The sequence below is a fragment of the Bradyrhizobium sp. USDA 4461 genome (assembly GCF_054055655.1).
Genome location: NZ_JBSRXM010000001.1, coordinates 1,321,405 through 1,346,454, shown reverse-complemented (window position 1 = coordinate 1,346,454; position 25,050 = coordinate 1,321,405). Strand labels below are relative to the sequence as shown.

23 protein-coding genes are annotated in these 25,050 nt (G+C 65.4%); 16 read left to right on the top strand and 7 right to left on the bottom strand.

The window, feature by feature from the left end:
• Positions 1 to 32 precede the first annotated feature (32 nt).
• Complete coding sequence (locus tag ACVINW_RS06355; RefSeq protein ID WP_456750507.1) at positions 33 to 1,304, top strand: serine hydrolase domain-containing protein; 1,272 nt, start codon at positions 33 to 35, stop codon at positions 1,302 to 1,304.
• 101 nt (positions 1,305 to 1,405) lie between these two features.
• Here the strand turns inward: ACVINW_RS06355 and ACVINW_RS06350 are convergent, their stop codons facing one another.
• Positions 1,406 to 1,693, bottom strand: a complete 288-nt coding sequence (locus ACVINW_RS06350) for a hypothetical protein (protein WP_456750506.1) — start codon at positions 1,691 to 1,693, stop codon at positions 1,406 to 1,408.
• A 442-nt stretch (positions 1,694 to 2,135) separates the two neighbouring features.
• Here ACVINW_RS06350 and ACVINW_RS06345 point away from each other — a divergent pair, with 442 nt between their 5' ends.
• Positions 2,136 to 3,437 (top strand): PQQ-dependent sugar dehydrogenase, encoded by a 1,302-nt coding sequence (locus tag ACVINW_RS06345; protein ID WP_456750505.1) that lies wholly within the window; start codon positions 2,136 to 2,138, stop codon positions 3,435 to 3,437.
• A 14-nt stretch (positions 3,438 to 3,451) separates the two neighbouring features.
• Here ACVINW_RS06345 and ACVINW_RS06340 read toward each other — a convergent pair whose 3' ends face one another.
• On the bottom strand, positions 3,452 to 4,306 hold the full coding sequence (locus ACVINW_RS06340; protein ID WP_456750504.1) for an alpha/beta fold hydrolase: 855 nt from the start codon (positions 4,304 to 4,306) through the stop codon (positions 3,452 to 3,454).
• Positions 4,307 to 4,345: 39 nt separating this feature from the next.
• Positions 4,346 to 5,050, bottom strand: coding sequence for an alpha/beta fold hydrolase (locus tag ACVINW_RS06335; RefSeq protein ID WP_456750503.1), 705 nt, complete (start codon positions 5,048 to 5,050; stop codon positions 4,346 to 4,348).
• 166 nt (positions 5,051 to 5,216) lie between these two features.
• Here ACVINW_RS06335 and ACVINW_RS06330 point away from each other — a divergent pair, with 166 nt between their 5' ends.
• The 7 genes from ACVINW_RS06330 to ACVINW_RS06300 all read left to right on the top strand — a co-directional run bounded on the left by ACVINW_RS06330 (position 5,217) and on the right by ACVINW_RS06300 (position 12,679).
• Positions 5,217 to 5,822 carry a CGNR zinc finger domain-containing protein gene (locus ACVINW_RS06330; RefSeq protein ID WP_456756314.1) on the top strand — a complete coding sequence of 202 codons (606 nt, stop codon included), beginning with the start codon at positions 5,217 to 5,219 and terminating at the stop codon, positions 5,820 to 5,822.
• Positions 5,823 to 6,103: 281 nt separating this feature from the next.
• Positions 6,104 to 6,463 carry a hypothetical protein gene (locus ACVINW_RS06325; RefSeq protein ID WP_456750502.1) on the top strand — a complete coding sequence of 120 codons (360 nt, stop codon included), beginning with the start codon at positions 6,104 to 6,106 and terminating at the stop codon, positions 6,461 to 6,463.
• Between the two features lie 391 nt (positions 6,464 to 6,854).
• On the top strand, positions 6,855 to 8,324 hold the full coding sequence (locus ACVINW_RS06320; protein WP_456750501.1) for a phenylacetate--CoA ligase family protein: 1,470 nt from the start codon (positions 6,855 to 6,857) through the stop codon (positions 8,322 to 8,324).
• Between the two features lie 23 nt (positions 8,325 to 8,347).
• The gene (locus ACVINW_RS06315; protein WP_456750500.1) at positions 8,348 to 9,145 is read left to right on the top strand and encodes an ABC transporter permease; all 798 of its coding nucleotides are present in this window, start codon (positions 8,348 to 8,350) and stop codon (positions 9,143 to 9,145) included.
• 12 nt (positions 9,146 to 9,157) lie between these two features.
• A complete protein-coding gene (locus tag ACVINW_RS06310) occupies positions 9,158 to 9,982 on the top strand; it encodes an ABC transporter ATP-binding protein (RefSeq protein WP_456750499.1) in 825 nt (274 codons plus the stop codon).
• Positions 9,982 to 10,575, top strand: coding sequence for a GNAT family N-acetyltransferase (locus tag ACVINW_RS06305; protein WP_456750498.1), 594 nt, complete (start codon positions 9,982 to 9,984; stop codon positions 10,573 to 10,575). Before ACVINW_RS06310 ends, ACVINW_RS06305 begins: the two co-directional genes overlap by 1 nt.
• Positions 10,576 to 10,732: 157 nt before the next feature.
• The gene (locus ACVINW_RS06300) at positions 10,733 to 12,679 is read left to right on the top strand and encodes a DEAD/DEAH box helicase (RefSeq protein ID WP_456750497.1); all 1,947 of its coding nucleotides are present in this window, start codon (positions 10,733 to 10,735) and stop codon (positions 12,677 to 12,679) included.
• Positions 12,680 to 12,912: 233 nt separating this feature from the next.
• On the opposite strand, the gene ACVINW_RS06295 is transcribed toward ACVINW_RS06300, so the two are convergent.
• Positions 12,913 to 14,406, bottom strand: coding sequence for a sensor domain-containing diguanylate cyclase (locus tag ACVINW_RS06295; protein ID WP_456750496.1), 1,494 nt, complete (start codon positions 14,404 to 14,406; stop codon positions 12,913 to 12,915).
• Positions 14,407 to 14,522: 116 nt separating this feature from the next.
• On the opposite strand from ACVINW_RS06295, the gene ACVINW_RS06290 reads away from it, so the two are divergent.
• On the top strand, positions 14,523 to 14,780 hold the full coding sequence (locus ACVINW_RS06290; RefSeq protein WP_456750495.1) for a DUF7662 domain-containing protein: 258 nt from the start codon (positions 14,523 to 14,525) through the stop codon (positions 14,778 to 14,780).
• A gap of 159 nt (positions 14,781 to 14,939) precedes the next feature.
• Here ACVINW_RS06290 and ACVINW_RS06285 read toward each other — a convergent pair whose 3' ends face one another.
• Both ACVINW_RS06285 and ACVINW_RS06280 read right to left on the bottom strand, forming a co-directional pair.
• Complete coding sequence (locus tag ACVINW_RS06285; RefSeq protein WP_456750494.1) at positions 14,940 to 17,816, bottom strand: EAL domain-containing protein; 2,877 nt, start codon at positions 17,814 to 17,816, stop codon at positions 14,940 to 14,942.
• 120 nt (positions 17,817 to 17,936) lie between these two features.
• Entirely contained in the window at positions 17,937 to 18,935 is a 999-nt protein-coding gene (locus tag ACVINW_RS06280; RefSeq protein WP_456750493.1) for an NAD(P)H-quinone oxidoreductase, read from the bottom strand.
• A gap of 287 nt (positions 18,936 to 19,222) precedes the next feature.
• On the opposite strand from ACVINW_RS06280, the gene ACVINW_RS06275 reads away from it, so the two are divergent.
• The 6 genes from ACVINW_RS06275 to ACVINW_RS06250 all read left to right on the top strand — a co-directional run bounded on the left by ACVINW_RS06275 (position 19,223) and on the right by ACVINW_RS06250 (position 23,412).
• Positions 19,223 to 19,414 (top strand): DUF1192 domain-containing protein, encoded by a 192-nt coding sequence (locus ACVINW_RS06275; RefSeq protein WP_456750492.1) that lies wholly within the window; start codon positions 19,223 to 19,225, stop codon positions 19,412 to 19,414.
• Between the two features lie 480 nt (positions 19,415 to 19,894).
• On the top strand, positions 19,895 to 20,407 hold the full coding sequence (rcdA, locus tag ACVINW_RS06270) for a protease adaptor protein RcdA (protein WP_146988279.1): 513 nt from the start codon (positions 19,895 to 19,897) through the stop codon (positions 20,405 to 20,407).
• A 34-nt stretch (positions 20,408 to 20,441) separates the two neighbouring features.
• Entirely contained in the window at positions 20,442 to 21,035 is a 594-nt protein-coding gene (locus ACVINW_RS06265) for a hypothetical protein (RefSeq protein WP_456750491.1), read from the top strand.
• A 173-nt stretch (positions 21,036 to 21,208) separates the two neighbouring features.
• Entirely contained in the window at positions 21,209 to 21,835 is a 627-nt protein-coding gene (locus ACVINW_RS06260) for an FMN-binding negative transcriptional regulator (RefSeq protein WP_456750490.1), read from the top strand.
• 199 nt (positions 21,836 to 22,034) lie between these two features.
• Positions 22,035 to 22,649 carry a LysE family translocator gene (locus ACVINW_RS06255; RefSeq protein ID WP_456750489.1) on the top strand — a complete coding sequence of 205 codons (615 nt, stop codon included), beginning with the start codon at positions 22,035 to 22,037 and terminating at the stop codon, positions 22,647 to 22,649.
• A gap of 430 nt (positions 22,650 to 23,079) precedes the next feature.
• Positions 23,080 to 23,412 carry a hypothetical protein gene (locus tag ACVINW_RS06250; RefSeq protein ID WP_456750488.1) on the top strand — a complete coding sequence of 111 codons (333 nt, stop codon included), beginning with the start codon at positions 23,080 to 23,082 and terminating at the stop codon, positions 23,410 to 23,412.
• Positions 23,413 to 23,609: 197 nt separating this feature from the next.
• Here ACVINW_RS06250 and ACVINW_RS06245 read toward each other — a convergent pair whose 3' ends face one another.
• Positions 23,610 to 24,116, bottom strand: coding sequence for an N-acetyltransferase family protein (locus tag ACVINW_RS06245; RefSeq protein WP_456750487.1), 507 nt, complete (start codon positions 24,114 to 24,116; stop codon positions 23,610 to 23,612).
• Between the last annotated feature and the right edge of the window lie 934 nt (positions 24,117 to 25,050).

Here is a 25,050-nt window from a genome sequence, read left to right as displayed (position 1 = left end):
AACCATCGCCCGCGATCCCCGGTGAGGAAACAATGCGAAGAATCGTCATTGCCGCGGCTGCCGCCGCCACGAGTCTTGCTTTCAACATTGCTCATGCCGCACCGCCGCTGCCGGAGGCTTCGGCGCACCAGGTCGGCTTTTCGGACCAGGGGCTGGCGCGGCTCGACGACTTCTTCGCGCGCGAGATCGCGGCCAAGCGGGTGCCCGGCGCGGTGGTGGCAATCGCGCGTGACGGCAAGCTCGTGCACTACAAGGCCTATGGCCAGCTCGACCCGGTCAAGGGCACGCCGATGCCGATCGACGCGGTGTTCGCGCTGGCGTCGATGACCAAGCCGATGGCGGCGGTCGCGGGGCTCACGTTGATGGAGCAGGGCCGGTTGCCGTTGCAGGCCAAGGTCGCCGAGTACTATCCGGCGTTTGCCGACATGAAGGTCGGCGTGCAGCAGGCCGACGGATCGCTCAAGATGGAGCCGCAGGCGCAGCCGATCTTCATCCACGATCTCTATCGCCACACCTCCGGCCTGATGTATGGCGGCCGGCCCGACAGTTCGAGCGCGCTGGCGCGGCTCTATCCCGACGGCACGGCGCCTGCGGTCGAGGGCGACACGGGGGCCTTCATCGATCGCATCACCCAGCTGCCGCTGGTGCATCAGCCCGGCACCGAGTTCGAATACGGCTTCTCGATCGACGTGCTCGGTGCGGTGGTCGAGAAGGTGTCCGGCCAGCGGCTCGGCGACTATCTCGCAGCCAACGTCTGGAAGCCGCTCGGCATGACGAACGCAACATTCCACCCGGCCGATGCCCAGCGCGCCCGGCTGGCGCGCCCCTTCCCCAACGATCCGCTCACCGGCAAGCCGCAGGCGATCAAGCTGCTCGACACGCCGACCAAATTCGACTGCGGCGGCGCCTGCTCGTTCGCCACCGTCGGCGACTATCTGCGCTTCGGGCAGATGCTGCTGAATGGCGGCGAGCTCAACGGCAAGCGCATCCTCAGCCCGAGCACCGTGCGCCTAATGACGTCGAACCATCTCGGGCCCGAGATCAAGAACAACGTCGCTGCGGTCGAGCCGCATCGCGCAGGCTTCGGCTTCGGCCTCGCGGTCGCGGTGCGGACCAGCGAGGGCCTGTCGTCGGTGCCCGGCGATCCCGGCGAGTTCACCTGGAACGGCGCCTATGGCACGCAGTTTGTTTGCGATCCGAAGGAGCGCCTCGTCGTGGTGGTGGGAACCGCAGCGCCCGGCGAGCTGCGCAAATATTATCGTGAGACCGTGCAGGACATCGTCTACGGCGCGATGGTGAAGTGAAAGCGTCCTGAGCGGCGTAATCGTCAGCAATGACGGCCGAGTGAGGAACAGCAAAAGGCCCGCCGCCCAATCCGAGCGACGGGCCTTCACTCTTGCGTGGGCTACCACTGCCGGTAGACGCCGGTCAGCGTGCCGTTGTTGTTCCCTTCAGGGCCGACGTCGCCCTGCGTCGAACTCGGCGTCGGATGGTTGGTGCCATTCATCGCGCCATACCAGCCCGGTTGAACCTGATTGTACATCACCTGCGGCTCGTAGGTCTGATAGCGCGGGCCGCCATAGTATCGCGGGCCGGGGTTCCCGTAAGGATAGTAGCCTTGCGCGAACGCACCTGCCGTCGTTGCGATCAGCGACGCGGCGGCCAGAGCCATGATCTTGGTGTTCCGTTGCATTCTTACACTCCTTGCTGGTGTCGCGACCAACGGATGCCGCGGACCGGCGTTCCTGATCTGCCATGCGGCTGACGAAGGTGAATTTGCGCGGAGGTGGGATCAGGATTTGGTGAGGGGGCTTGCGTTCCGCGGGCCGCGCCGTCGCTCTGCCCGGTAGAATGCGTAGCAGGCCCGCTATGCTTTTCCGGCTATAACGTGCCGCGGCGGGCTGCGCCCGCCGGGCCTGGAAAGCCCGGGCGCTTCGGAAAAGGAAGCCCGCCGACCGGGGCGGGCAAGGTCTCAGGGAGGAAAACGCTCTGACAAGGGAGCGTGCGGTCAGTCTCCCCGATTCGGGTGCGGCTGCGAAGATCGTATAACTACTGTCATCAGGGCCGGCATTATGCCAATGCTGCTTGCCGGCCGACAACGCGCAAGCACAAAGCGCGACCAACAGGGGAAGTACATGAGCACGTCTGGAGTTTTTGCCCGCGTCGTCGCGGCGATCGGGGCCGGCGCCGTGGCGTGGCGGCGGATGCAGGGCGCACAGCCCGCGCCCGCCTGGGGCAGCGCGCCGCAGATTCCGGCGGCGAAGTCGCAGGGCGCGATCCCGACGCTGAAGATGCCGACGGCGCGCGGCTGGGACAAGGGCCAGCTTCCGACCACAGCACCCGGACTCAAGGTGAACGCGTTTGCGTCAGGGCTCGATCATCCGCGCTGGATCAACGTGCTGCCGAACGGCGATGTGCTGATCGCCGAGGCGACGCAGATCGCGGGCACCCCGCGCAGCGTCTTCCATTATGCGATGCAGGCGACGATGCGCCGCGCCGCAGCGCTCGGCGTCAGCGCCAACCGCATCACGCTGCTGCGCGATCGCGACGGTGACGGTGTCGCCGAAAGCCGCGGTGCCTTCATGGAAGGATTGCGCCAGCCGTTCGGCATGGCGCTGATCGGCGATACCTTCTATGTCGGCAACACCGACGGCGTGGTGGCATTTCCCTACACCGCGGGCGCCGATCGCATCACTGCGGAGGGACGCAAGCTCGTCACCTTCAAGCCCGACGGGCACTGGACGCGCAGCCTGCTGCCGAGCGCCGACGGCAAGAAGCTCTATGCCGGCGTCGGCTCGCTCAGCAACATCGCGGAGAACGGCATGGAGGTCGAGCAAGGCCGTGCCGCGATCTATGAGCTCGATCTCGCCGCCGGCACCAGCCGCATCTTCGCCGGCGGCCTGCGCAATCCGGTCGGGCTCGCATGGGAGCCGAACACCAATGTGCTGTGGACCGTCGTCAACGAGCGCGACGGCATCGGCGACGAGACGCCGCCGGATTATCTGACCTCGGTGCGCGACGGCGGCTTCTACGGCTGGCCTTATTGCTACTGGGGGCAGACGGTCGATGACCGCGTGCCGCAGGATCCGGCGATGGTCGCCAGGGCGATCCAGCCGGACTACGCGCTCGGCGGCCACACTGCTTCGCTCGGCCTGTGCTGGATGCCCAGGGGCACGCTGCCCGGCTTCCCCGACGGCATGGTGATCGGCCAGCACGGCTCGTGGAATCGCTCGACGCTGTCGGGCTACAAGGTAGTGTTCGTGCCGTTCGAGAACGGCCGTCCGTCAGGGCCGGCGCGCGACATCCTGTCGGGCTTACTTGCGCCAGACGAGAAGGTGTCGTACGGCCGTCCGGTCGGCGTCGCACTCGGCCCGGACGGATCGCTGCTGGTCGCCGACGATGTCGGCAACGTGATCTGGCGCGTCACGGGCGCGTAGCGGCGCGAGGTGACTCAGCGGCTCAGGAATTCGCGGATACTCCGCGCGATTTCCGCTGCGTGCGTCTCCAGCGCGAAGTGGCCGGTGTCGAAGAACTTGACGACGGCGTTCGGATTGTCGCGCTTGAACGCTTCCGCACCCGGCGGCAGGAAGAATGGATCGTTCTTGCCCCACGCCGCGAGGAATGGCGGCTGGTGGGTGCGGAAGTAGGACTGGAAGGCCGGATAGAGCGCGACGTTGCTCTTGTAGTCGCCGAACAGATCGAGCTGCACGTCATGCGCGCCGGGCCGCGCCATGTAGTAATTGTCGAGGTTCTGTCCGTCCGGCGACACCGCCTGCGGATCCGAGGTGCCGTGGGTGTACTGCCAGCGCGTGGTCTCCGGCGTCAGGAAGGCGCGCAGCGCATCGCGGTTCACCTGCGACGGGTCCTGCCAATAGGCCTTGATCGGGCTCCAGCCGTCGCTGAGGCCTTCTTCATAGGCGTTGCCGTTCTGCGAGATGATCGCGGCGATCCGCTCCGGATGCTTGAGCGCGAGGCGGAAGCCGGTCGGCGCGCCGTAGTCGAACACATAGACCGCGTAGCGGTCGAAGCCGATTATCTCGGTGAAGCGATCGATCACGCCGGCGATGCGGTCGAAGGTGTAGCTGAACGCGTCCCGCGGCGGCATGCCGGACAGGCCGAAGCCGGGCAAGTCCGGCGCCACGATGTGAAATTTGTCCGCGAGAAGCGGGATCAGATCGCGGAACATGTGTCCCGCGGTCGGGAAGCCGTGCAGCAGCAGCAGTTTCGGCGCGCCGGGCGAACCGGCCTCGCGATAGAACACCTTGACCCCGTCGACATCGGCGGTGCGATACATGATCTCGGACATCTGTCACTCCCTGTGGCCGTGATGTGGTGGGATTTGGAATTACGGCTTGCTCTGCGCGGAGACTGCGCTGACCGCTTCCCGGATGATGTCGGTGACATGCGCCGGCGCCGTGACGATCGGCGTGTGATCGACCGGATGTGAACGCACGACAGCCTGCATCCGCGCCGCCATGCTGCGCTGGGTCTCGGGCGCGATCATCCGGTCCTCTTCGGCAACCAGGAACCAGCTCGGGACGTCCTTCCAGAGCGGACGGCCGACCGGCACGGTGATGCAGGCAGGAGAGATCGGCCGCTGCACGGCGGCGAGCACCGCGAGCTCCTCGGCGCGCGCGCCTTGCGCGAAGGCCGATGCGAAGGCGGACTCGGGCAGCCAGATCAGGCCGTTGGCATCGGGTGCGAGCTTCGGCGCGAACGGATGCGGCGGTGCGCGGTAGAACACGTCGGCGACGGTCTCGCCCTGGTCTGGCGCCAGCGCCGCGACATAGACCAGCGCCCTGACGCGTGGTGCGCGGCTCTCGGCGATCACGGCGCCGGCATAGGCATGGCCGGCCAGCACGACCGGTCCCTCGACGCGGTCGAGCGTGCGATTCAGCGCAGCGACATCGTCGGCGAGCGAGGTCAGCGGCAGCGGCGCTGCCACCGCGGTGATGCCTTCGGCGTCGAGCGCCGTGATCACCCGCGCCCAACTCGAGCCGTCGGCCCACGCGCCGTGGGCAAGCACCACGCTGACATCCTTGTTCGACATCGTCCGCTCCTCGGCTCTATCGTAACCAGTATAATTGTATTTGACAGGTTACTAGACTCATGATCCAGTGCACGTAACTTGTCAAGAGGCGCTTAGGCGGTTATTTCCGATCGGGTCAAAAAAGAAGCCGCCAGGAGGTCCAGCCGTGCAACCCCATCCACCCGCGATGTTCATCGCCGATAGTTTGGGTCTCGATTTCATCAATTCGATCGCGACCCCGGTCGACACGCCGGTGGACTGGATCGGCGACGGTGACGGCCTGTTGCGTTGGCTCGCACAGGCGAAATTGGTGCCGTCGGATGTGGTCGACGCGCTCAAGGCCCGCGCGAAGCCGGGCGAGCTCGATGATGTCGCCGGCCAGGCGCGAGACCTGCGCGAATGGTTCCGCGGTTTCGTGCGCAAGCATATGGGCAGACCACTCGCGCCGCGGGCGCTGAAGGAATTGGAGCCGCTGAACCGGCTGCTCGAGAGCGATCAGGCGTTCAGCCGGATCGTGCCGCATCGTCACGACGATCACGACGGCTTCGCGCTGGAGCAGACGCGGCGCTGGCGCTCGGCGGAAACATTGCTGGTGCCGATCGGCGAAGCGATGGCCAAAGTCGTCTGCGAGGAAAGCTTTTCCGACATCAAGGCGTGCGAGGGCCCGGCCTGCACCTTGATGTTTGCCGATCACACAAGGGCGCGTGCGCGCCGCTGGTGCAGCATGGCGATCTGCGGCAACCGCGCCAAGCAGGCCGCGCATCGCAGTCGGATCAAGGACAGGGGAGCATAATCCGGAAACGTGCGAAGCGGTTTTCCGAAAAGATCATGCTCAAGCAAAGAAGCCAAACCCGAGCAAACGGGCCGCTATGACGCCAAAGGGTAACGGTCGTTGACGCATTACACGCCGGAGGGAACTCAAAAATCCCTCCGCGCCCGATCGCTCGGAAGCGCCTAAAACCGGAATGAAATCCATAGCGGTTTTCAACCATGCCCCTTGAGCCTTCCTCAACTTCCGCAGCCGATGCTTCGCCCGCCCAAAGGACCGACCAGGGATCGACAAGGAGCTTGAGCATGCCGGCCAAGGCAAGAACGACGGCAAGAACGACCGCGACCAACGCCACCGCGCAGGGGCGCGAGGATATCCTTAACGCGCATGCCATCAGCACGCTGGGCGCCGGCGTCGTCAGCGCGATGAGCGCGGTCGGCGCCGCCGTCATCAAGAAGAACAAGCCGGCACTCGGCAAGAGCCCGGACTGGTTCTGGCACATGTTCGCGAAATGCGAGGCCAAGGCCGCGCGTGTCGCCGAGCAGGCCGCGCGCGATCCGGAGGCCTGCGGTGACGCGACCTTCATCGAGGTCTATGCCGCGCAATTGCCGAAGCTGATGGCGTCGGCGCTCGAGAGCCACGACAAGGCGCTGAAGGCGAAGTGATCGGATCAGTCTTGTAGGGCGGGTTAGTACTACTGCGTCACAAGCGCTCTTTCAGCCGATCCTGAGAGGCCGTGAACGAATCCAGCCGTCATTGCGAGCGAAGCGAAGCAATCCATCGGCCCGCAAACGCGGTTGGATGGATTGCTTCGTCGCTATCGCTCCTCGCAATGACGGCGGAGGCAGAATTATGACGCAGTAAGATTAGGCGAAATCGTAACCCGCCATGGCTCCATCGCGTCGCGTTGCGGCGGGTTACGGCTTTGCCCAACCCGCCCGACGTTGCTGCGCGCGGCTGGAGCACCGTGTGACGCCAGTCACGGCAGCCACGCACGCCGCACGCCATTGATAGCGCCATGAACGGGCGGTCCTCCCGTCAATCATGGAGCTGAAGATGACGTCCACGCTTGCAATCAGCACTTCCGATGACAGCCTTGCTCTGGTGCCGGAGCACGATCAGGCCGCCGCGTCCCTGGTGCCCGCCGCGGTCGATAGCACCAGCGTGCCGCAGCGCCAGTTCTGGGAGACCGAGCACACCCGGCCGGATTTCCAGCCGTCCGACGATGCCGCGCCCGAGCTGGTCGCCGCGACCGCGAACTATCTCGGCGAATGCATGCGGCATCCCTATCTGCCGGTGTCGGACATCCGCGCGCGGCAATTCGCCCGCATCAAGCAACTGGTCGAGCTCGCCTATCGCGACATCCCGGTCTACCGCGCCAAGTATGATGCCGCCGGCTTCAGGCCGGAGCATCTGCGCGACTACGACGACATCCAGAAGATCCCTGTCATCACCAAGCCCGAGCTGGTCGCGGCATTCCCGGACCAGTGCGTCAACAGGAAATACAAGCCCGAAAACCTGTTTCCGACCCGCTCATCCGGCTCGTCGGGCCAGACCCTCTTGATCCGCGTCGACTACGACGCCGTGATCACCGACACCATCCAGGGCGTCCGCCAGTTCGCGATGCAGAGCGGCGGCAACTACCGGGCCGAAGACCTGCTCGCCCATGTCTACACCGTGCCGTGGTGGTTCGATTCGATCGGCGGCGATTATCCGACCGCCTTCATCTCGAACCTGATCCCGCCGGCGCGCGTCGCCCAGCATCTGCGCTATCTCGGGCCGAAGATCCTGTCGCTCTATCCGTCGAGCCTCGATGCGTTGATGCCGCATGTCGACGAGTTCCGCTCCTCGCTCAATCTCGCGGTGACGCATTCGGAATATTCCTCCCGTGCCGCCCGGGCGGAATGGTCGCGTCAGCTCGGCGTGCCCGTGCTCGACGAATATTCCTCCGAGGAGGCGACGCGGATCGCGCTCGAAATGCCCAACGGCCAGTATCACGTCTGCGAGGACACCGTGCATCTCGACGTGCTCGATCCCGTCACGATGCAGCCGCAGGCTGCCGGGCAGTCCGGCATCGCCGTGATCACCAACCTGCTCAACGAGGCGATGCCGTTCATTCGCTACGTGCAGGGCGACTACATCACCCAGCCGGCCAACCCCGCGCCGTCCGATATCAACTGGTCGCAGATCGCGAGCATCGACGGCAGGCTCAACGACGCCTTCGTCAACCGCGACGGCCGCAAGGTTCCGGCCGGCAGCATCCTCGATGCGACCTATCGCTGGATGTTCGACTGCAATCTGCACCTGGCGCAGTTCGAGATCGTGCAGCGCGGCGTCGACCTGGTCGAGGCGCGCGTCGTGCTCGGCCAGGATACGCCGCTGGGCCGGTTGCACGGCTCGGTCGCGCATCTGGAGGATCTGCTCAAGGCCTGCCTCGAGCATCCGGTCCGGGTGCAGGCTCACGCGCTGCTGGCGTTTCCGCCCAAGGTCGGCAAGCGCCGCCCGATCCGCCGCGAGTTCGATTGATCGCAGCAAATAGGGTGCGTGCCATGACACAGTCACTGAATCGCATCGCCGCCATGACGGCGCGTTATTACTACATCCTGCGCTCGTCATGGCTCCGGCTGCTCGAGATCGTCTACTGGCCGGCGATGCAGATGCTGGTGTGGGGTTTCCTCTACACCTACCTCTATGACAGCAAGTCGGCGATGGCCTCCACCGCCGGCCTCTTGCTCGGCGCCATCCTGCTCTGGGACGTGCTGTTTCGCGGCCAGCTCGGCTTCACCTTCACCTTCCTGGAGGAGATATGGTCGCGCAATCTCGCCAACCTGATGATGAGCCCGTTGCAGCCGTCCGAGCTTGCGGCCTCGCTGATGCTGATGAGCCTGATCCGACTGGTGATCGGCACGCTGCCGGTGCTGCTGCTGACCTGGTTGCTGTTCGGCTTCAACCTCACTGCGATGGGGCCGGGGCTGATCGCGTTCTTCCTCAATCTCGTGCTGACCAGTTGGGCGATCGGCCTTGTCGTCGCCGGTCTCGTGATCCGGCAAGGTTTTGGCGCCGAGAGCCTCGCCTATTCGATCATGATCGTGCTGCTGCCGCTGTGCTGCGTCTACTATCCGGTCGCGGCGCTGCCGCTCTGGCTGCATCCGGTCGCCTGGTCGTTGACGCCAACCTATGTGTTCGAGGGCATGCGCGCCGTGCTGCTCGACGGCACGTTCCGCACCGATCTGATGCTCGAATGCCTCGCGCTCAATGCCGTCTATCTCGGCATTGGCTTCACCACATTCGTCGCCCTGCTGCACAGCGCCCGCCACAAGGGCGGCCTGCTCACCATGGGCGAGTAAGGGGAGAGATCCATGAGCCGCATCGAACGCTTCCTGCCCCGCGGACATCTGACGCCAGTTTTGGCAAACGCTGCGCCCGCGCAGGGTAACTCGGACCGGCCCAACCTCGATGACACGCCAGCCATCGCCGTCGAGGATCTCTGCAAGAAGTACCGTACCCATTGGGCGGTCGACGACGTCAACTTCATCGTGCCGAAGGGCTGGACCGTCGGCCTGCTCGGCGGCAACGGCGCCGGCAAGACCACCACGATCTCCATGATCATGGGCCTCGTGGTGCCGAGCTTCGGCCGCGCCATGGTGCTGGGCCACGACATGGCGACCGAGCGTCACAAGGTGCTCAGCCGGATGAATTTCGAGAGCCCCTATGTCGCGCTGCCGGGCCGGCTCACGGTGCGACAGAACCTGACGGTGTTCGGCCGGCTCTATGGCGTCGCCAATCTGAAGGCCCGGATCGAGCAGCTGATCGAGGATTTCGAACTCGGCGACGTGCTCGACCGGGTCACCGGGCGGCTCTCCGCTGGGCAGAAGACCCGCGTCGCCGTGGCCAAGGCGCTGATCAACGATCCCGACGTGCTGCTGCTCGACGAGCCGACGGCATCGCTCGATCCCGACCGCGCCGAATGGGTGCGCAGCCGGTTACGCGCCTATCAGAAGCGCCGCGGCGCCACCATCCTGCTGTCCTCGCACAACATGACCGAGGTCGAGCAGCTCTGCGACTTCGTCGTGATCATGAGCCATGGCCGCGTCGTTGCGATGGGGCGTCCGCAGGAGTTGGCCGAGCGCTTCAGGTGCCGGGACCTTGACGAGGTCTTCATCTATCTGGCGAGGGTTGCGTGATGTCCTCATCTGGTTCTCCGAACGACAAGCCGGTTGCGATCCGAAGGGAACGCCGTTCGGACGTGGCGGCGCGAGACAGTCTGCTCGACGCTGCATTCGGTCCTGGCCGTTTCGCCAAGACCTCGGAGCGGCTGCGCGAGGGCCGCAAACCTGCGCGCGGCCTCGCGTTTGTCGCGCGCCGTGGCGGCCGCTTGGTCGGCACGTTACGGCTGTGGCCGGTCATGACCGCGACCGGTCACACCTGCCTGCTGCTCGGCCCGCTGGCCGTCGCCGAGGATGCCCGACGTCTGGGCATCGGCGCCGCGCTGATGCGACAGGCGCTGGCGCGTGCGCAACTGCTGGGCTACCGCGCCGTCATCCTGGTCGGCGATGCCGCCTATTACGGCCGTTTCGGCTTCTCGGCTGCGACAACCGGCGCGCTCCGCATGCCCGGGCCGTATCAACGCGAGCGGCTGCTGGCCTGCGAGTTGGTGCCGGGCGCGCTGCGCGGAGCAGGCGGCCTGATCGCCGCCGCCGGCCCGCGTCCATCGCGATTGTCCGGACTGATGGACCGGATTGCCGGAAGCCGGGCCCCGATCGGACAGCCGGCCTGATCCGCGGCACCTTTTCTGCCACGGAGGCATGGCGATTTGGCCGGTCTTGGCGTAAAGCACGCCAAATCGCCATGCGGCTGTGCCGCTTGCCGGGGTCGCAGCTTCAAGTCGTCCCGCTCGACGTTCTGCGCCCGGACCAATCAAGGTTTCCCATCTCGTGCCCTTTCCGACCACCAGTTCGCCGCTCGCCCGCGCCTTGGCTGAGCGCAACTACGAACAACCGACCCCTGTCCAGCTCGCCGTGCTGGCGGAGGATGCCGTCGGCCGTGACCTGCTGGTCTCGGCCCAGACCGGCTCGGGCAAGACCGTTGCCTACGGATTGGCCATGGCCAAGGACCTGCTCGGCGACGCCGAGCGGTTCGAGCAGGCCGCCGCACCGCTGGCGTTGATCGTGGCGCCGACGCGCGAGCTCGCCTTGCAGGTGCAGCGCGAGCTTGCGTGGCTCTACGAACATGCCGATGCCTGCGTGGTCTCCTGCGTCGGCGGCATGGACCCGCGCCGCGAGCAGCGCGAGCTGGCCGCGGGCGCTCACATCGTGGTCGGGACGCCCGGCCGGCTGTGCGACCATTTGCGGCGCGGCCGCCTCGATATCTCGGGATTGCGCGTCGTCGTGCTCGACGAGGCCGATGAGATGCTCAATCTCGGCTTCCGCGAGGACATGGAATTCATCCTCGAAACCACGCCGGACAGCCGCCGCACGCTGTTGTTCTCGGCGACGTTCCCGCGCGGCATCGTCGCGCTGGCCAAGCAATACCAGCAGCAGGCGTTCCGGATCGAGGTCGCGGGCGACGAAGGCGGCCATGCCGACATCGAGTACCGCGCCATCCGGGTGGCCGCCGACGACGTCGAGCATGCGGTGGTCAACGTGCTGCGCTTCCATGAGGCGCCGAGCGCGCTGGTGTTCTGCAACACCCGCGAAGCCGTCAGGCATTTGCAGGCGGCGCTCTTGGAGCGTGGGTTCTCGGTGGCCGCGCTGTCGGGCGAGATGACCCAGAACGAGCGGACCCAGGCGTTGCAGGCCTTGCGCGACGGACGGTCCCGGGTTTGCGTCGCGACCGACGTGGCGGCGCGCGGCATCGATCTGCCGAGCCTCGATCTCGTCATTCACGCCGACCTGCCGAAAGATCCGGAGGTGATGCAGCATCGCTCGGGCCGCACCGGCCGCGCCGGCCGCAAGGGTGTCAGCATCCTGTTGGTGCCGCCCGCCCGGCGGCGGCGCGCCGAATTGCTGCTCGATCTCGCCGGCATCGATATCGTCTGGGGCACCGCTCCGCAGGCGGACGAGATCCGCAAGCTCGACCATGATCGCTTGCTGAAAGACGCCGTGTTCTCCGAGGAGGCGACTTCGGACGATCTGGCGCTGGCGCAGGCCTTGCTCGCCGAACGCTCGCCCGAGGCGATCGCCGCGGCGCTGGCCCGGCTCTATCGCGCGCGGCTGCCGGCGCCCGAAGACATTCTCGATCCCGGTGAAGCCCGCGGCCGCGACCGCGGCGATCGCGCCGCGCGCCGCGAGGAGCGTGCCGCCGGGCCGCGATCGAAGACCGGGAAGTCTCCGCGCCACGGCATGGAGGAGGCGACCGTCTGGTTCCGCGCCGCGATCGGGCGGAGGAAGAATGCCGAAGCGCGCTGGCTGCTGCCGATGATCTGCCGCCGCGGCGGCATCGACAAGCGGGACATCGGCGCCATCAAGATCATGGACACCACCACCGAGTTCGAGATCGCCGCGCGGGTCGCGGACTCCTTCGCCGTCAAGATCAAGCGTCCGGACAAGGAAGACAGCATCCGCATCGAACCGTTGGCGGAGGCTCCGCAGCGGGAGACGCACGCGGAGAAGCCGGCCCGCAAGCCGAGGCACGAGCCTTGGCGCGACCAAGGTGATGGCCGACGCAGCGCGCCGCGCAGCGACGGGCCGCGTGATGAGGCGACGGCCAAGCGGCGCGGCAAGCCGGACCGCGAAACGAGCGTCAAATTCGACAGCGAGCCCAGGTTCGGCAAGACGAAGCATCGCAGCAAGTCCGGCTACGCCGGGCACACGCAATGGCCGGACGTGTCGACGGCGAAGCCGAAGTTCGGCAAGAAGCCGAAGAAGAAGCGCCGCGGCTGAGTTGGCGGCAGCAGCTGCCGCGCGCTCAGCTTGCTGGTGCGGCTTCGGGTGACACGCTGATGTCCGCCACCGTCATCCTGAGGAGCCGCGAAGCGGCGTCTCGAAGGATGCACGGCCCGGCCGGTGGCCGTGCATCCTTCGAGGCTCGCTCCGCTCGCACCTCAGGATGACGGATTTGATTGCTTTGCGGGGACGATGATGCGGTGAGAGTTGCGCGACTAACGCGACTGCCCTCACGCCACCAGCGCGATCTTCGGCACGGTGGCCAGCGCCGACTGGTTGCGGCCGTTGGCCTTGGCGGCGTAGAGCGCCTTGTCGGCGGCTTCGATCAGGTCGGCCCATGGCTGGCCTGCGGCCGGTCGCATGCTGGCGACGCCGATGCTCACCGTCGTGCTGAGCTCGCCCTCGCACCATTGCTGCACCTTGCCGCGGATGGTCTCGGCCAGCTTGAAGGCTTCGAGCGCGGTCATGTTGGGCAGCAGCACGGCGAATTCCTCGCCGCCGAAGCGCGCCGGGCAATCGCCGGCGCGGCGCACCGCGTCCGAAATGCAGATCGCGATCCCGACCAGCACCTGGTCGCCGGCCTGATGGCCGTAGGTGTCGTTATAGGCCTTGAAATGATCGGCATCGATCATCATCAGCGCGACCGGCTGGCCGTAGCGGCCGGCACGGCGCCATTCGCGCTCGATCTCGGCATCGAATTTGCGCCGGTTCTTCAGGCCGGTGAGGGCGTCGGTCGTCGCCATCTCCTCGAGCCTGTCCTCGGCGTCGGCGCGGCGGACGATCTCGCGGGCGAGCACCAGCGTCGCGCTGAGCACGAACAGGATCAGGACAGCCATGATCGCGCCGATGCGGATCGCCTCGGTGCGCCAGAGGTTGAACACCGCTTCCAGCGGCTTGCCGACCACCACATAAAGCGGCCCGGAGCTGCTGCGCCTGACATAGAGCCGCGGCGTATCGTCGACCGGACCCTTGCCGGAGAAGGAGCCGCCGACCTTCAGATTGTCGGCCTTCCAGTCCGATTGCTCCGCGAGGTTCTTGCCGATCACGTCGAGGTCGAACGGCGTGCGCATGATGATGGTGCGGTCGTTGCGCAGCACGGTGATGGTGTCGCCGGGCACCAGGTTCAGCCGTCCGAACAGATCGTGGAAATAGCTGAAGCGGATCGAGCCGACCACGACGCCGAGGAAGCGGCCGTCGTCGGCGGAGATGCGCCGGCTCAGCACGATGGCGTAGGCGCCACGGTGCAGCATCGGCCGGCTGACATAGAGGCCGGTGTCCGGATGGTCGCGCTGGATGGTGAAATACTGCTCGTCGCTGCGGTTCTCCGGGCGCGGATCGAGGCTCGCGGCGTCGATGGTCAGGTTGCCTTCCGCATCGAACACCTGGATCGCGCCGAAATGCTGCGCGGTCGCGGCATGGTCGAACAGGATCAGCTGGCGCAGTTCCTTGCTGACGTTGCGGATCTCCGGCATCTCTAGATTGCTGGCGACCGCGCGCAGCGACAGATCGTAGAGCTCGATGTTGCGGCTGATGTCGGCCTCGATGCCTGAGGCCAGATTCTCCAGGGTCCGGCGCGCCAGTTCCTCCTCGCCGCGGCGCATGTCGAACATCACGCCGGCGCAGACCGCGGAGAAGCCGAGCACGGTGGCAATCGACGCCGCGATCAGCAGCTTTGCCGATAGCCGCCAGCGCCGCTTAGCCTCGTTTCCCCGTCGAAATGGCATTTTCAGCTCCAATGCGCCGTCATGCATCGGGAAATCTTGTCGTCGCCTTAAATGGCGACAGCGGTCGCCGAATGGGTTAACGGGTGGTTGCCGGAATCCTGAGCCTTGAGGACGACGTGAACGACTACGACCCGCTGCGGGACTACCTGAAGAAGCAGCATCTTCCCGAGTTCGTGCTGACCTTCGAGCAGATCGAGGAGATCATCGACGCGGCGCTGCCGCGCGCCGCGCAACGGGCGTCGTGGTGGGAAACCCTGCGCAGCCCGCAGGAGAAGATGCCGCAGCGCGAAGCCTGCCTCGAGGCCGGCTACATCGCCACCCGCCAGGCCGACGGCAAGAGCGTCAAGTTCAAGCGCATGCCCAAGCCGCGTTAGAAGAGGCAACACTCCAGGTCGTCATCGTCCGCGAAAGCGGGCGATCCAGTATTCCAGAGACGTCAGAGTGATACGGATAAGCCGCGGCGTACTGGATACTCCGCTTTCGCGGAGCATGACATTCGTGAGCGGGGCAGGCAGAGTGCCCCCGGCCCGCGCCTAACTCGCGGCTTCCAGCCGTTCCTCGGTGAGCAGCCGCGTGGCGGCGTCGGCGTCCATCGGCTCGCCGAAGGCGAAGCCCTGCGCGTATTCGCAGCCGAGCTGGTAGAGCTCGACGGCATCCGAATCGGTCTCGGCACCTTCTGCGACTACATCCATACCGAGATCGTGCGCCAGCGCGATGATCGATTTCAGGATCACCGGGCGGGTGCCGCGGCTGGTGGTGCGAACAAAGGACTGGTCGATCTTGATGGTGTCGAACGGGAAGCGCTGCAGATAGGACAGCGAGGAGTGCCCGGTGCCGAAATCGTCGAGCGACAGCCCGGTGCCGAGCTCGCGGATTCGCGCCAGCATCTGGGCGGCGTGCTCCGGGTTCTCCATGACCAGCGATTCCGTCAGCTCCAGCTTCAGCGTGCCGCGCGCCACCGAGGAGCGCGACAGCACGGTGCGGATGTCGTGGATCAGGTCGTGGCGCAGCAATTGCCGCGAGGAGACGTTGACCGAGGCGAAGATCGGCTCGCGGGCGCGCATCGCGCGCTGCCACACTGCGAGCTGGCGCGCGGTCTGGTCCATCACGAACATGCCGAGATCGACGATCAGGCCGGTCTCCTCGGCGACGGTGATGAACTCCGACGGCGACATCCGGCCGAGCTTCGGATGATCCCAGCGCGCCAAGGCCTCGAAGCCGGCGATCGCGCGATCCTCCAGCCGCACGATCGGCTGGTACAGGATCGTGATCTCCTGGCGCTCGATGGCACGGCGCAGGTCGCTTTCCAGGGTCAGGCGGTCGGTCTTGCGTGCCCGCATCGCCGGCTTGTAGACGTCGATGCGGTCGCCGCCGATCCGCTTCGAGTGATACATCGCAAGCTCGGCGTCCTTGATGATCTCGTCGGTCAGCGGCGCCGCCGGATCGGACAGCGCAAGGCCGATCGAGGCGGTCAGGAAGATCTCGCGGTCGTTGAAGGCGATCGGGGCGCGGATGGTCTTGCGGATGGTCTCGGCGAAATTGGTGATCCGCGCCGGGTCCTGCTCCGACAGCAGGATCAGGCCGAACTGGTCGCCGGCCATCCGGGCCAGCGTGTCCTGCGGCTTGAGGATGCGGGTCAGCCGGCGCGCCAGCGTCAGCAGAATGGAGTCGCCGACCGCGATGCCGACGGAATCGTTGACCTGCTTGAAGCGGTCGAGGTCGATCACCATCAGGGTCGGCCGCAGGTTCGGCATGGTCTTGGCGAGGTTCGCCACCGCGCTGAGGCGATCCATGAACAGCTTGCGGTTGGGCAGGCCGGTCAGGTTGTCGTGCACCGAGTCATGCAGCATCCGCTCTTCGGAATTCTTGAACTCGGTGACGTCGGTCAGGGTGCCGACCACGCGCGAGACCTCGCCGTCGGAGCCGACCACCGGGCGCGCCTTCAGCGCGAACCACATGAAATGGCCGTCGGGCGTGCGCAGCCGGAAATCCTGCACCAGGCGGCCGCGGCGCTGGTCGAGCACGCTGTCGAGCGCGGCGCGGAAGCGGTCCTGGTCGAGCGGGTGCAGCACTTCGAGCCATTTCGCGGCAGGGCCTTCCAGCGTGCCGCGCTTCAGCCCGAGCAGCGCTTCGGTCTCCGGGCTGGTGAACACCTTGTCGGCCGAGACGTCCCAGTCCCAGATCAGGTCGCCGGAGCCGGTCAGCGCCAGCGCGCGGCGCTCGACATCGGAGACCACGCCGGTGGTGGCGCCGCCGCCGGCGAAGGCGTGCTGCATGACCGTGAATCCGATCAGCATCACGATCAGCACCAGGCCGCCGAGCAGCGCCGGGCCGACGATGTCGTTGGTGACCGAGCCGGCCACCGTCATGCCGGCCGCGACCACCCAGACCACCAGCAGGAACCAGGTCGGGATCAGCAGCACCGCGCGGTCGAAGCCATGGGTCGAGAGATAGACGATCAGCGCGAAGCCGGCGAAGGCGATCATCACCAGCGACATCCGCGCGATGCCGGAGGCGACCGCGGGATCGAACAGCGCCAGCGCCACCAGCGAGCCGAGGAACACCAGCCAGCCGATCGTGATGTGCGAGTAGCGCACGTGCCATCGGCTGAGATTGAGATACGCGAACAGGAACACCAGCAGCGTCGCCGCGAGGATCGCCTCGCCCGCCGCGCGCCAGACGCGCTCGGCGTTGTTCGACATGTCGAGCACCTTGCCCCAGAAACCGAAATCGACGCCGATATAGACCAGCACCGCCCAGGCCAGCGCCGCGGCGGCCGGGAACATGATGCTGCCCTTGACCACAAACAAGATCGTGAGCACCAGCGCGAGCAGGCCCGAGATGCCGATCACGATGCCCTGGTACAGCGTGAACGAGTTGACCTTGTCCTTGTAGGCGTCGGGTTCCCACAGATAGAGCTGCGGCAGCTTGTCGGTGCGCAGCTCCGCGACATAGGTGACGACGGCGCCGGGATCGAGCGTAATGCGGAACACGTCGGCGGTCGGGCTCTCCTGCCGCTCCGGGCGATCGCCGACCGACGGCGTGATGGTGGCGATGCGCGACAGGCCGAGGTCGGGCCACAACAGGCCCGACGACACGATGCGATAATGCGGCGCGACGATCAGGCGGTCGAGCTGGTCGTCGGTGTTGTTGGCGAGCGCGAACACCACCCAGTTCTGGCCGCCTTCGCGCGCGCGCACCTCGATGCGGCGCACGATGCCGTCGGTTCCGGGAGCGGTCGAGACCTGGATGCGGTCGGTTTCACTGCGCTGATGGTCGAGCACCGCGGTGAGGTCGATCGCCGGTGCGTCGCTGCGCACGCTGACCGCGTCGATCGCATACGCGGCAGGCGCAGCAGCAAACATCATGAGGCCCAGCGCCAGCAGCGCAAGGCACCTGATCGGACGCAATGTCAGTACTCCGCGATCGACAAACTGCCCGGGCCCGGCGACCGGCCCGGAGGTGGCGCGATAAATGACACGAAAGCGAAGGGAATCAAAGGGTTTCCGCCCTTCCATCCGCTGCGAGAGTTAAACCACCAACACAATTTTGCCAATATGTTCGCTGGTCTCCATGCGGCGGTGCGCGTCGGCGGCCTTTTCCAGCGGGAATGTGCTGTCCATCAGCGGTTTGACGCGGCCTTCGCGCAGCAATGGCAGCACCTTGGCCTCGATCGCCGCGACCATCGCCGCCTTGTCCGCATTACTACGGGGGCGCAAGGTCGAGCCGGTGTGGTGCAGCCGCTTCACCATCAGCTTGGCGAAATTGGCTGACGCCTTCGGTGTTCCCGACAGGAACGCGATCTGGACGATGCGGCCCTCGACCGCGGCGGCATCGTAGTTGCGGTCGATATAGTCGCCGCCGACCATGTCGAGGATCACATTGGCGCCGGCACCGTCGGTCGCCTTCTTCACCGCCTCGACGAAATCCTCGGTCTTGTAGTTGACCGCGTGATCGGCGCCGAGCTTGAGGCAGGCATCGGCCTTGTCCTGCGAGCCGACGGTGACGATCACCTTGGCGCCGAACGCCTTGGCAAGCTGGATCGCCATCGTGCCGATGCCCGACGAGCCGCCGTGGATCAAGAGCGTCTCGCCGGCTTGCAGCGCGCCGCGCTCGAACACGTTGTGCCACACCGTCATCAGCGTTTCCGGGATCGCGCCGGCTTCCTGCATCGACAGTGAGGGCGGCACGGTCATCGCCTGCGCGTCCTGCGCGATGCAATATTGCGCGTAGCCGCCGCCGGCGACCAGCGACATCACCTTGTCGCCGATCCCGTGCTTGGCGCCTTCGCCGAGCGCGACCACTTCGCCCGCGATCTCGAGACCGGGCAGGTCGCTCGCGCCGGGCGGCGGCGGATAGGAGCCGGAGCGCTGCGCGACGTCAGGCCGATTGACGCCGGCGGCCGCGACCTTGACCAGGATCTCGCCGGCCTTGGGCACCGGCACCGCGCGGGTCTCGGGCACCAGCACCTCCGGGCCACCGGGCTTGCTGATGGCGACGACGGTCATTTGCGCGGGCAGGTTTGGCATGGTTCGTCCCTGGTCGGTGAAGAGGATTGCCGGATGGCATACCGCCTTTTGCATCGAAGCGAAACGCCATTAAGCCCCGAACCGGGCCGCCAGATGCGCGGCTTTTTCAGGGCTGATTTTCTCGACCGGCGGGGGACGCCTTGCGGCCGGAGTGAGCCATTGGGTCAGCGCGGCACGGATGCGCGTCAGATGTTGCACGCACGGCAAAGTCACTGCAAAATTCTCCTGCGCGCGGATATTCACCTTCTCCGGGTGCGCGACATCGGATCACATCGCCGGGAGGGCACATGCCGATTGAGGATGAGGACCGGCCGCGGAAGAAGATCAGCCACGAGATCGGACAGGATCTCTATCTCTTGTCGGTCGAGGAATTGGCTGAGCGCATCGCGCTGTTGAACGCGGAAGCGGACCGCCTGAAAGAGGCGATGGCGAAGAAGAGCGCATCGAAGGACGCGGCCAACAGCATTTTCAAGTCGTAGCGCGCGAAGCGATCTCCTTCGTAGCCCGGATGGAGCCAACGGGTCGCGCGAACGCGGGCCCGATGACAGGCTCCGCGTAATCCGGAGGCGTCGTGTGCGTCTGCACCGGCCCCGGATTACGCTGCGCTCCATCCGGGCTACGCAGCGGCGTGACGCCACCTGTCCCAAACTAGGTCAATGGCCGACATGGCAAACAAAGCCTGAAGAAATCCGCTCATTTACGGTCGGTTAAGCTTTCTCGATTATGACTGCATTGTCCTCGTTTGGACACCGAGTGGCTCCTGTCCACTCTGTTTGACGCCTCCCTGTTATCAACTTCAAAGCCGCCGGAAACGGCGGCTCTTTTTTGTTGCGTCCACGGCTGGAAACCATAAATCCGGTTGCGGCTGGACTCTTCGGCGCGCCCGCGCAATGATTTGTTCATCATAAGCTGGCGCGTGAGATGCCAGCGGGCGTTACGATGGTGTGAGGGCGTTAACCATGGCCGATCGTTCCCAGAACGAAGCCGGGCTTGTGCTGTTCAGCGAACGGCTGACCAATTCTGCGGCATTCGGCGTGCTGTTCCGGGAAGGCATGGACCTGGTCGAGCAGACCGCCGCATATCTCGACGGCGACGGCCGTGCCGAGGCCAAGGCGCTGGAACGGTCCGTGAGCCTGACCTATGCCACCGAAAGCATGCGGCTGACCACGCGGCTGATGCAGCTCGCCTCCTGGCTGCTGCTGCATCGCGCGGTCAAGGAAGGCGAGATGACGCTGACCCAGGCCAATCGCGAGAAGACCAAGGTGAAGCTGTCGGCCGCCGATCCCGGCCCGGCCGACATGGTCGTGAAGCTGCCCGAGCAATTGCAGCAGCTGATCGCCCGCTCGATGGATCTGCAGGCGCGCGTCCGCCGCCTCGACACCACGATCCACGCCCCGGCGCCGGATCGCTCGTCGATCGGCAACCCGCTGGTGCCGCAGCTCAACCGTCTCAAGGCCGCGTTCGAGCAGTAAGTCCAAGCCGTTACATCGGCGTGAAGCTCGCGATGTGGAGGCGGTCACGGTGCTTTCTTGGCGATACTCGCTGATAGCGGCAGCCGCTTCGGTACCGCTTCTTGTCGCCGCAATCGGCAAAGCTGGCAGCCAGACGACCAGTCATCCGGAGCTCAAGACGCCTGCGGAAATGGCCGAGGCGATTGCTCATTCCATCGACGCGATGGCTCGCGCGTTCGATGCGAAGCGGGAGAAATCGGTGACCCCGCCGATTGCCTTCCAATCCGCGACGTCGCACGACAACGTCGTCGATGTGCATTACAGGGCGAATGATGCGGGAATGCTTCCTCGCAACAAGGCTGAAGGCGAGGAGCAGCGACTTGGATTTGCCGGCAGGTTTTGCTTTGATCGCCGCGTATCGCTGTTTCAAAAGAATGGAGTGGTGATCCATCGAGTCCTTTTCGCGCCCGATGATAGCGCCCCCTTCGAATTCACCATCGATCAATCGACGTGCGCCGCGCTGATAGAGGCCGCCAAAGCGCGCGCCGAATCCCCCAAGCGAGCAGCAGGGCCGGCGCCGAACTCGCTCACCGAGCCGAAGCGCGTGCACACGATGACCATTCGGCCGGAGCAGGCCGAACAGAAATAGCTCAATCGGCATCGAGCCGGCGCTGACCAGTCCATGCCCTGGTCTGCCGCGCACGCGGTCGACCGCTGATCGTGGCACGGAGGCGGGCATAGTGGACCAATCAGTTTGATCGAAAGTGGCCCTTATCCTAAGCCACTTTGGCGCTATCATGCGAGCAATCGAAGAGGTCCGTCATGTACCTGCCGCCGCATTTCAAGATGGAAGAGCTCGGGCCGATCCACGCCGCGATGCGGGCGTCAAGGCTGGCGACGCTGGTCAGCGCGACCGCCGACGGGCTGATTGGCACGCCGCTGCCGCTGATGCTCAACGTGGACGAGGGCGCGTACGGCACCCTGTACGGTCACGTCGCGCGGCCCAATCCGCAGTGGAAGCTGCCCGCGATCGGCGAGGCGATGGCGATCTTCATGGGCCCCGACGCCTATGTGACGCCGTCCTGGTATGTGACCAAGGCCGAGCACGGCAAGGTGGTGCCGACCTGGAATTACGTCGCCGTGCACGCCTATGGCGCGGCCGAGTTCTTCGAGGATGCCGACCGCCTGCTCGATGTCGTGACCCGGCTGACCGTCCTGCACGAGAGCTCGCGCAAGGAGGTCTGGCAGGTCAGCGACGCGCCCGCCGATTTCATCAAGGCGCAGCTGCGCGGCATCGTCGGCGTGCGGATGCCGATCACGCGGATCGATGCCAAGAAGAAAATGAGCCAGAACCGCAAGCTCGAGGACCGCGCCGGTGTGATCGCGGGACTCGGCGAAAGCGATAATCCGGTCGATCGCGAAGTCGCAGCGATGATCCCGGCGAACTGAGGCGTGATGAACGAACGCAGCTCGTCATTGCGAGGAGCGACAGCGACGAAGCAATCCATCCATCGGCATATGCGGGCAGATGGATTGCTTCGCGGAGCCTGTCATCGGGCGCGCGTTCGCGCGACCCGTTGGCTCGCAATGACGGCGGAGGAAGTCGCGTCCGTCCAGCCCCCTCGTTGTCCGGAGATTGAGTCTTCACATGCAATTGTATCTCGCCTTTGCGATCACCACCGCGACCTTCGCACTGATCCCCGGTCCCGCCATGCTCTACGCCGCAGCCCGCACCTTGGCGGGCGGCAGGCGTGCGGGACTGATGGCGTCGCTCGGCCTGCATCTCGGCGGCTATGTCCATGTCATCGCCGCGGCGGCCGGCCTCGCTCTGCTGTTTCATGCGGTGCCGCCGCTCTTCATGACGATGAAGTTTGCGGGCGCCGCCTATCTGGTCTGGCTCGGGCTGTCGCTGTTTCGCGATCGCGGCAGCAAACGTCTTGAGCTGGCGCCGCTCTCCGCCGAGCGCGCCTTCGCGCAAAGCATCGTCGTCGAGGTTTTGAATCCGAAGACCGCGATCTTCTTCCTGGCATTCCTGCCGCAGTTCGTCGATGCGTCGGCCGGCGTTCCGGTCTGGGCCCAGCTGGTCCTGCTCGGCACGACCGTCAACCTGACCTTCTCGGCGGTCGATATCGTCTGCGTGTTGTTCGCCAGCGCGGTGATGGCGAAGCTGGAGCGCTCGCGGAGGTCGCAGCGGATCATGCAGCGGATCGGCGGCAGCATCCTGGTCGCGCTCGGCGCGCGGCTGGCGTTCGGGGATCGCTAGCCGCGGACATTCTCGATCGGCGGCGATGGCGTCGATCAACTCGCTAACTTGCCTGCGAGCGACGTCTGCAGGCCAGCGCCTGTATCGATCCCGGAAACGGCCGGTCATCGTCAGAAATATCCTCAACCCTCGGTAGCGCAATTCGCGATCTATGCTACCGTGCCCTTCTCGGGACGGCTGTTCCGTCCCGGATTTGGGAGGGCAAGTCATGAGATTGTCGCCAGGCTTTGTCGCGCCTTCAGCTGCCGCCGTCTTGTCGACCGTCTTGCTGTGCGGTCCGGCCGCGTCACAAACCGATTCCGCCAAGCCGCTTCCGTCCATCACGGTCGAAGCGCCGAAGCCGGCGGCCCGGCCAAATCGTCCGACGCAGGCGGCGACCACCGGGGTATCGCACCGCGGATCGAGAACCGCCCAGACGAGATCGTCAACCGTGCGCGCGCCGTCGCCGGCGCCGGATACGGTGCTGGGCAGGATTGCCGCGCTGGAGAAGGTCGCCAGCAATTGCAACGGTGGTTGCGAGTCGAGCATGCCGCACGGCAAGGACCCCTGGGTCGGCTGCAGCGAGTCGACGGGCGGACATACATATGGACCGTTCTCGGCAACCTGCCGGGACAACCTGACCTACAAATCCTATGTCGATTGCGTCGAGACCAAATGGTTCCTGGGCGAGTACCGAAACCGAGCCTGGTGGCTTTGCAGCAGCCTGCAGGCCGCGGGGAAGTTCAAGGTCGCCGAACTCAAGCGAGCAAGGCATCCGCGATAAAGCGTGATCAAGCGGCAGCCCGAAGGATGGGTGGAGCGAAGCGATACCCATCATCTCGCCACGGGGTTGCAGCCTGATGGGTTTCGCGGAGCTTATCATCGGGCCGCGCGTTGCGCGGACCCGTCGGCTCTACCCATCCACAGACAAGAGCGCGATGACGATTCAACCGAAGCTCATCGCGCCTTAGCGGCGTGTGCTCATAAGATCCGGGGCCCGAAGTCGAGGACCATGAGCTCCTCATCGTAATACGTGTCGTCATACTTTGAGGCCTTTGTCTCCACGCCATATTCTCGAAAGCCCACGCTTTCATAGAGGTGTCGGGCAGGTTGGTTGTCTCGGACGACGCTCAACTGGACGAGTTCGACATTTTCACGCGCGGCATCCAGCACCGCGTTCAACAGCAGACGTCCGATGCCGAGGTTTCTTGAAGTTGGTCGAACGTACATGCCGAACAGCCTGCCCTTGTGAGCATTCGGTCGCCCTTCCTGGACGGCGAAGCCTGCTGTCCCGACAAGTTCGTCGTCTCGAAGCGCCCCCATGATGTGCGCGTTTTCAAGCCGGCTCGCGAACCATGTCACGTCCAACCCGTCCTCCAGCTCAAAGGTGCTTCGCAACAATTCTGGATTTGCTCTGAGCGCTTCCAGGCGGATTGCCTTGAAAGACGCCGCATCGCCTGACCTCAGGCGTCGGATCGCAGCGTTCATGCACGAGCCTTCCATTTCGCATTTCGTTATTCGCGACCTTAGCGGGCAACGACTGGCTGTCACAAGGTCGGGACAACGTCGCCTCTTGGCCCATCGCGACATGGCCGCAGTTGCGTAAGGGCCGGCCGGCGTCGGAGCGAAGCAGACATCGCCGAAGATTCGGGGGAACGTTCACTTGCTGCGTGCGACCTCCGCAGCCTTGCGCCAGCAATCCCGATGCGGCGGGTGCGACAAAACAACCCGACGGGCAACTCAGCAAAAACGCGTCAAGGGCTCGCTACAAAAATTTTTCGCTTTATCCGAAGAGCAATTCGGTGTATGAATTTTCCCGTCTCGCCCGACACGAGGGGCGCTTCGCGGTCGTCACGAACGCGGGTCGAGATGCGGTGGACGCGGATTGTGCAGTCGACGAATGCGCATGAAGCGGACGGTGAAATCGTGCAGGCCTGACGCCCTAGCGGTAGGTGTCTCTTCCGATTGCGCAAATGCGCGTTGTGAAGACGGTGACAACAAAGCCAAGTCTCGCCGGGGAGAGCACGTATAAGCCGTAACCCATCGCGCAGGGAAAGCCGGATTGCTCCGGTTACACCCGTGGTCCTACCCCCGTGCTTTCTACCTATTGCACGGGGCCCATGGGTGCGATCGGCACCCGGCTTTCCCTGCGCCCTCTGTGAGAGGAGGGCGGAACGAACAGCAAAGCTCGGGCAAATCATGTCGCGAGAATGCAAAACTGCGTCCTCATCTACAACTGTCATCGCCCGGCCTCGACCGGGCGATCCAGTACGCCGCGGCCTCTCGGCTCAAGCACAGCCGTCTCTGGAATACTGGATCACCCGCTTTCGCGGGTGATGACAGCGAGAGTGCGGCAATTGAATCGAACCCCATCCTCATCGTCGTCCTGGCGAAAGCCAGGACCCATTACCCCGAATGCGCA

Excerpts from the sequence above, each read along its gene's own strand:
- ACVINW_RS06245 (WP_456750487.1), bottom strand. The coding sequence starts at position 24,116 with ATGAACGCTGCGATCCGACGCCTGAGGTCAGGCGATGCGGCGTCTTTC.
- ACVINW_RS06260 (WP_456750490.1), top strand. The coding sequence starts at position 21,209 with ATGTACCTGCCGCCGCATTTCAAGATGGAAGAGCTCGGGCCGATCCAC.
- ACVINW_RS06295 (WP_456750496.1), bottom strand. The coding sequence starts at position 14,406 with ATGCCATTTCGACGGGGAAACGAGGCTAAGCGGCGCTGGCGGCTATCG.
- ACVINW_RS06325 (WP_456750502.1), top strand. The coding sequence starts at position 6,104 with ATGCCGGCCAAGGCAAGAACGACGGCAAGAACGACCGCGACCAACGCC.
- ACVINW_RS06255 (WP_456750489.1), top strand. The coding sequence starts at position 22,035 with ATGCAATTGTATCTCGCCTTTGCGATCACCACCGCGACCTTCGCACTG.
- ACVINW_RS06320 (WP_456750501.1), top strand. The coding sequence starts at position 6,855 with ATGACGTCCACGCTTGCAATCAGCACTTCCGATGACAGCCTTGCTCTG.
- rcdA (WP_146988279.1), top strand. The coding sequence starts at position 19,895 with ATGGCCGATCGTTCCCAGAACGAAGCCGGGCTTGTGCTGTTCAGCGAA.
- ACVINW_RS06345 (WP_456750505.1), top strand. The coding sequence starts at position 2,136 with ATGAGCACGTCTGGAGTTTTTGCCCGCGTCGTCGCGGCGATCGGGGCC.
- ACVINW_RS06275 (WP_456750492.1), top strand. The coding sequence starts at position 19,223 with ATGCCGATTGAGGATGAGGACCGGCCGCGGAAGAAGATCAGCCACGAG.
- ACVINW_RS06330 (WP_456756314.1), top strand. The coding sequence starts at position 5,217 with ATGTTCATCGCCGATAGTTTGGGTCTCGATTTCATCAATTCGATCGCG.
- ACVINW_RS06305 (WP_456750498.1), top strand. The coding sequence starts at position 9,982 with ATGTCCTCATCTGGTTCTCCGAACGACAAGCCGGTTGCGATCCGAAGG.
- ACVINW_RS06335 (WP_456750503.1), bottom strand. The coding sequence starts at position 5,050 with ATGTCGAACAAGGATGTCAGCGTGGTGCTTGCCCACGGCGCGTGGGCC.
- ACVINW_RS06350 (WP_456750506.1), bottom strand. The coding sequence starts at position 1,693 with ATGCAACGGAACACCAAGATCATGGCTCTGGCCGCCGCGTCGCTGATC.
- ACVINW_RS06355 (WP_456750507.1), top strand. The coding sequence starts at position 33 with ATGCGAAGAATCGTCATTGCCGCGGCTGCCGCCGCCACGAGTCTTGCT.
- ACVINW_RS06280 (WP_456750493.1), bottom strand. The coding sequence starts at position 18,935 with ATGCCAAACCTGCCCGCGCAAATGACCGTCGTCGCCATCAGCAAGCCC.
- ACVINW_RS06315 (WP_456750500.1), top strand. The coding sequence starts at position 8,348 with ATGACACAGTCACTGAATCGCATCGCCGCCATGACGGCGCGTTATTAC.
- ACVINW_RS06310 (WP_456750499.1), top strand. The coding sequence starts at position 9,158 with ATGAGCCGCATCGAACGCTTCCTGCCCCGCGGACATCTGACGCCAGTT.
- ACVINW_RS06340 (WP_456750504.1), bottom strand. The coding sequence starts at position 4,306 with ATGTCCGAGATCATGTATCGCACCGCCGATGTCGACGGGGTCAAGGTG.